This is a genomic window from Rahnella perminowiae (assembly GCF_019049755.1).
GTDB lineage: Bacteria > Pseudomonadota > Gammaproteobacteria > Enterobacterales > Enterobacteriaceae > Rahnella > Rahnella perminowiae.
Window position 1 is genome coordinate 1 of sequence record NZ_JAFMOS010000328.1, and the last position, 5,086, is coordinate 5,086.

The window sequence follows — 5,086 nt, forward strand, 5'->3', positions numbered from 1 at the left end:
CCCGTTATGATAACGCCTACTTTGCTGCTTCAGAATCTTATCTCTTATCGATGATAGTCATGCTGTACCAATGTGCCACCCGCAGGGAATGCCGGGCCAGTCCGACAGAATCCGGCAAGCGACATCTGCTGAATTATTTACGCGAAAATTACGCGTGCAGTATTAACTGGGATTATTTGTGTGAGGAAAGTGGTGTGGCAAAAAGAACCATGTTCAGATTTATCAAAGAAATGACCGGCTTTACGCCCGAAAAATTTCAGTTGCGTTACCGTTTATTAAAAACCCAGGAGTTATTACGCACCTCCGATTTAACTGTCGGCAAAATTGCTACCCGGTGCGGTTTTTCCACCACATCACGCCTGACGGAGGCCTATAAAAAACAATTTCACAGAACCCCCTCTCAGGAACGAATGAGAGTCAGTAATAGTGTCCTTAAAGCGCACTATTAATAATAACCGTCATAAACAAGAAACGTCTAATAGGGAATCATAATAACAGCAGGTGTTAAGGACAGCTCACGAATTATTTTTTTCACCGTTACCTCTGAAGGACATGATTATGTCAACCATTAAACAACCTAATCCCTGGTACGTCGGGGTGGTTTCCGGCATGGCATCATATATTGATTCTGCCGCAATTGTTTCAAACGGAACGGCCCTGGTTATTTATCAGAAAGCAATAGGAACAACATCGGCTCAGATCGGCATACTTTCCGGCATATTAACGCTGAGTATTGCACTGGGTGCTTTTCTGGGCGGCAGGCTGGGGGATTGTTATGGCAGACGCAAAGTCTTTATCGCCACTATGGCGATGATCATTATGGGTACGCTGTTGCTGGCTTTCGGTAATACCTTTCCGGTGCTGCTGACCGGCACATTGCTGGTCGGGCTGGCTACCGGCGCAGACTTGCCGGTATCTCTGGCGACCATTGCCGAAGCCGCAACGGATAAAAATCGCGGGAAAATTATCGGACTGTCGAATTTACTGTGGTTTTTGGGGATTGGTACAACCATGGCGATTTCAGCCATCGTCGGCGGCTGGGGGCGTCCGGGTGCGCAGATTATGTATCTGCATGTCTGCGCTGTGGCCGTGATTTTGCTGGCGTTGCGCTGGACAATTCCGGAGTCTCCATTGTGGCTGATTGCCCGAAACGAACGGCGTGCAGGGATTGTCACGGTACGTGCGCAGAAAGCCTCGTTTAAGGATCTTATTCACGGGAAATACCTGTGGCCTTTTGTAGCGCTGTGTCTGTTCTATGCCTTTACCAATCTGGCCGCGAATACCGGCGGTCAGTTTGGCACGTATATTGCGGTGAATGTCGTGGGTATTTCCGTCGGGCAACATTCACTGTGGAACCTGCTGACTATGCCGGTCGGTGTATTTGCCGGGATCATGTTTATGCGTTTTGTCGATACACCAAAACGCATCCCGGTATTTATTCTGGGGGCATGTTGTTTTGCGGGGGGATTCTTCCTGCCGGTATTATTTAAATTTTCTCCCGCATCCTGGTTCTGCTGCTTATTTTTTACTGCCATAGGCAGCGGCCTGGCATTTGAAGGGATAATGAAAGTCTGGTCGCAGGAATCTTTCCCGACCATGCTCCGCTCTACTGCGCAAGGTATTATCGTCGCTATTTCCCGGTTGTTATGCGGTGTACTGGCATTTATTACGCCTCTGCTGCTCGATGCCGGTCCGCTGGTGTTGTATACCCTTTTATCCGCTACGGTGGCTTCCGGTTTGTTGATCGGCTGGATCTGTTTCCATGGCAAACAACGGAATGAATTCAACAGCGAGGCCGGTACGGTGACTAAAGAAACGGCATCTGAATATCCGGCATCCGTTATCAAGCAAATCTAGTGGTTTATTTTACCGCTCAGGCAATATTACATGAGGACTCAGGAATATGCTCACAGTGATCAGACTTACATTAAATCAGGAATCAGCATTGTACGGTGTGCAGGAATTTCCGGTATTAGGCTGGGAAATTGCAAGCCATAACAGAAATGTCCGGCAAACCGCTTACCGGATCCAAATTAGCCAGGATCAGGGTTTTGATAAAATCCTGTTTCGGGGCGAATGGCAGGACAGCGAATATTCTAATAATGTCACCCTGAATGAATTCACTCTCATCTCTTCACAGCATTATTTTATCCGGGTGCAGATCCGTGATAATTATGGCGACACCAGTGCCTGGAGTTCGCCTGCGGAGATGATTTCCGGCGTGCTTTATCCCCGTGAATGGCTGGCTGATTTCATCACCGTCGAAACGCCGGCAGATAAAGATAATTCCAGGGCGACACTGTTACGGAAATCTTTTGTTCTGAACCGGGCAGCAGATATTCAGTCGGCTTTTATTCATGTCAGTGCGCTCGGGCTTTATGAATGCCATCTCAACGGTTGTAAAGTCGGAGAAGATAGCCTGACACCGGGTTGGACGAGTTATCACAACCATTTACTTTATCAGACTTACGAGGTAACCGGTCATCTGAAAAAAGGTGAAAATGTCCTGGGTGCCATTTTAGGTGCAGGCTGGTACAAAGGTGACATGGGTTTCAGCCGTCATCGTAATTATTATGGTGAACGGAGCGCGCTTATTTCTCAGCTGATGATTAATTATAAAGATGGCTCACGTGAAATTGTGGTCAGTGATGAAAGCTGGAAAGGATACGATTCAGCCATTCTGTTTTCAGAAATCTATGACGGTGAAATTTACGATGCACGCCGGGAAACTCCCGGCTGGTGTGCGCAGGGTTTCGCAGAAGATGGCTGGCGGCCCGTCAGCGTGGTGGCGCATGAAAAATCCACGCTGGTGGCGCAGGGAAGTAACACGGTCAGAAAAATGGGAGAAATTAAGCCTGTTGCGCTGATCACGACGCCGCAGGGCGACACTGTTATTGATTTTGGCCAGAATCTCAGTGGCTGGGTTGCGTTCAGGGCCAGCGGCAAGGCGGGTGATAAAGTGGTATTGCGACACTTTGAGGTGCTCGATGCGCAGGGTAATGTGTATCTGGATAATCTGCGCACTGCCAGACAGCGAACCGAGTATGTGCTCAAAGGCGAGGCCGAAGAGACCTGGCATCCGCACTTTACCTGGCAAGGTTTCCGCTTTGTGAAAGTTGAGCAATATCCGGCGCCGCTGGATCTGAATAACTTCACCGCCATTGTTTTGCACTCCTCGATGGAACAGACCGGGCATTTCGCCTGCTCAGACCCGGCGCTGAATCAGCTACATCACAATATCCTTTGGGGGCTGAAAGGTAATTTTGTTGATGTGCCGACGGACTGCCCGCAACGCGACGAGCGGCTGGGCTGGACGGGCGATGCGCAGATTTTTTGCCGTACCGCGAGTTACCTGATGCAAACCCGTAATTTTTTCGCCAAATGGCTGACCGATCTTCGTTATGATCAGACGTCTGAGGGCGGTGTGCCGCACGTTGTCCCGGATATCCTGACCGGCTATTGTGGCAAAGACCGGCTGCTGTCCGAAGGCGGAACCCATTCCGCATCGGCCTGGGCGGATGCCGCAGTGATCAACCCGTGGACGATGTACCTGATGTATGGCGATACGCGGGTGCTGGAAAACCAGTACGCCAGCATGAAAGGCTGGATAGATTTCATGACCGCGCATGCTGAAAACCACCTCTGGCATTACAAATTACAGTTTGGCGATTGGGTGGCGCTGGATGCCAAAGAGGGCAGTTATTTCGGTGCCACGCCCGATGACCTGACGTGCACGGCGTATTATGCGTATTCCACGCAATTGTTCGCCAAAGCGGCGAAAGCGCTGAACCGCACTGAAGACTATCAGCATTACGATGCCTTACATCAGGCCATTGTCAGGCGTTTTCAGGAGGAATTCTTCACTCCATCCGGCCGTCTGGCGGCCAGAACGCAAACCGCACATATTCTGGCCCTGTACTTTAATCTGGTTCCTGATGCGTTCCGTCAGCGCACCACCGATACGCTGGTAGAACTGCTTAATGAACACGACGGGCATTTAGTCACCGGCTTCGTCGGCACGCCATATTTCTGTCACGCACTCAGCCAGAATGGCCGGAACAAAGAGGCGTGGAGTTTACTGCTGAAAGATGATTTTCCGTCATGGCTGTACCAGGTGAAAGCCGGTGCCACCACGGTCTGGGAACACTGGGACGGCATCAAACCGGACGGCAGCATGTGGAGCGCGGATATGAACTCCTTCAATCACTATGCTTACGGCGCGGTGGGCGAATGGCTCTACCGGGTGGCGGCCGGGATTGAAGCCGATGAAGAGCAGCCGGGTTTCAAACACGCCATCATCAGACCACAGACCGGCGGCGGCCTGAGCTGGCTGGATACCCGCTATCAGTCCATTTACGGTGCAATCGGTGTGCGCTGGGAAGTGAGCGGTCAGACCGTGTTCCTTAACGTCACTGTTCCGGCGAATACCTCCGCCACCGTGGTCCTGACGGACGGTCAATCTGTGCAGGAGGCGGACGGGATTGATTTTGTGCGCTGTGCTGACGGATATACCGCTGAGGTGGGTTCGGGGGAATATCGGATCGAGTACCGGTTAGTTTAAGGTCAAGACATTGGGTTGCCACCCAAACGGGCTTCAAGGTCAAGACCGTGGGCGTCGGCCCACACCGACCAGAGACCCGGTAACGCGCGGGCCTCTGGACTCCGCGCTTTTTTAACTGCCCGCTACCGCTTGCTGGCTATGTTTCAGGTACCGCAGTGACAGGCTTGAAATCTTGCCGCTGCGCGGTGCCTTCTCTCGGTGTTACTCGGCCTGTGGCCTCGCCCTTCGGGCCGTCACTTCGTGACGTTGTCTCGCATAGCTCGACCCGAGCCACAGGTCTCGAAGCCGCTCCGTTCAGCAAGATTTCTGAATTGCCTTCAGCTTTTTTAAAACCACAATCAGTTAAGTTGCGCAGTAGAAGCCAGAGGCCGGTTCCAAAATCACGCCGGACGAGAGGTGGAAAACCGCGCGGTATTTTGCGCGGGTTGTAACCCGATGGGAGGGCACCGCGCAGCGGCAAGATTTCAAGCCTGTCACTGCGGTCCCTGAAACATAGCCCGCAAGCGGTAGCGGGCAGTTCAAAAA

At 51.7% G+C, this 5,086-nt stretch carries 3 protein-coding genes and 1 other RNA gene; 3 read left to right on the plus strand and 1 reads right to left on the minus strand.

The annotated features are described in order from the left end of the window. The 3 genes from J1785_RS03390 to J1785_RS03400 all read left to right on the plus strand — a co-directional run. Positions 1–449: helix-turn-helix domain-containing protein (locus tag J1785_RS03390; protein ID WP_217218807.1), on the plus strand; the 449-nt coding region annotated here is incomplete at its 5' end. A 109-nt stretch (positions 450–558) separates the two neighbouring features. After that, complete coding sequence (locus J1785_RS03395) at positions 559–1,857, plus strand: MFS transporter (RefSeq protein ID WP_217159416.1); 1,299 nt, start codon at positions 559–561, stop codon at positions 1,855–1,857. 46 nt (positions 1,858–1,903) lie between these two features. Next, a complete protein-coding gene (locus tag J1785_RS03400) occupies positions 1,904–4,561 on the plus strand; it encodes a glycoside hydrolase family 78 protein (RefSeq protein ID WP_217218808.1) in 2,658 nt (885 codons plus the stop codon). A gap of 202 nt (positions 4,562–4,763) precedes the next feature. On the opposite strand, the gene J1785_RS03405 is transcribed toward J1785_RS03400, so the two are convergent. Then, positions 4,764–4,846, minus strand: a non-coding RNA gene (locus J1785_RS03405) — RtT sRNA. Positions 4,847–5,086: the final 240 nt, after the last annotated feature.

Excerpts from the sequence above, each read along its gene's own strand:
- J1785_RS03400 (WP_217218808.1), top strand. The coding sequence starts at position 1,904 with ATGCTCACAGTGATCAGACTTACATTAAATCAGGAATCAGCATTGTAC.
- J1785_RS03395 (WP_217159416.1), top strand. The coding sequence starts at position 559 with ATGTCAACCATTAAACAACCTAATCCCTGGTACGTCGGGGTGGTTTCC.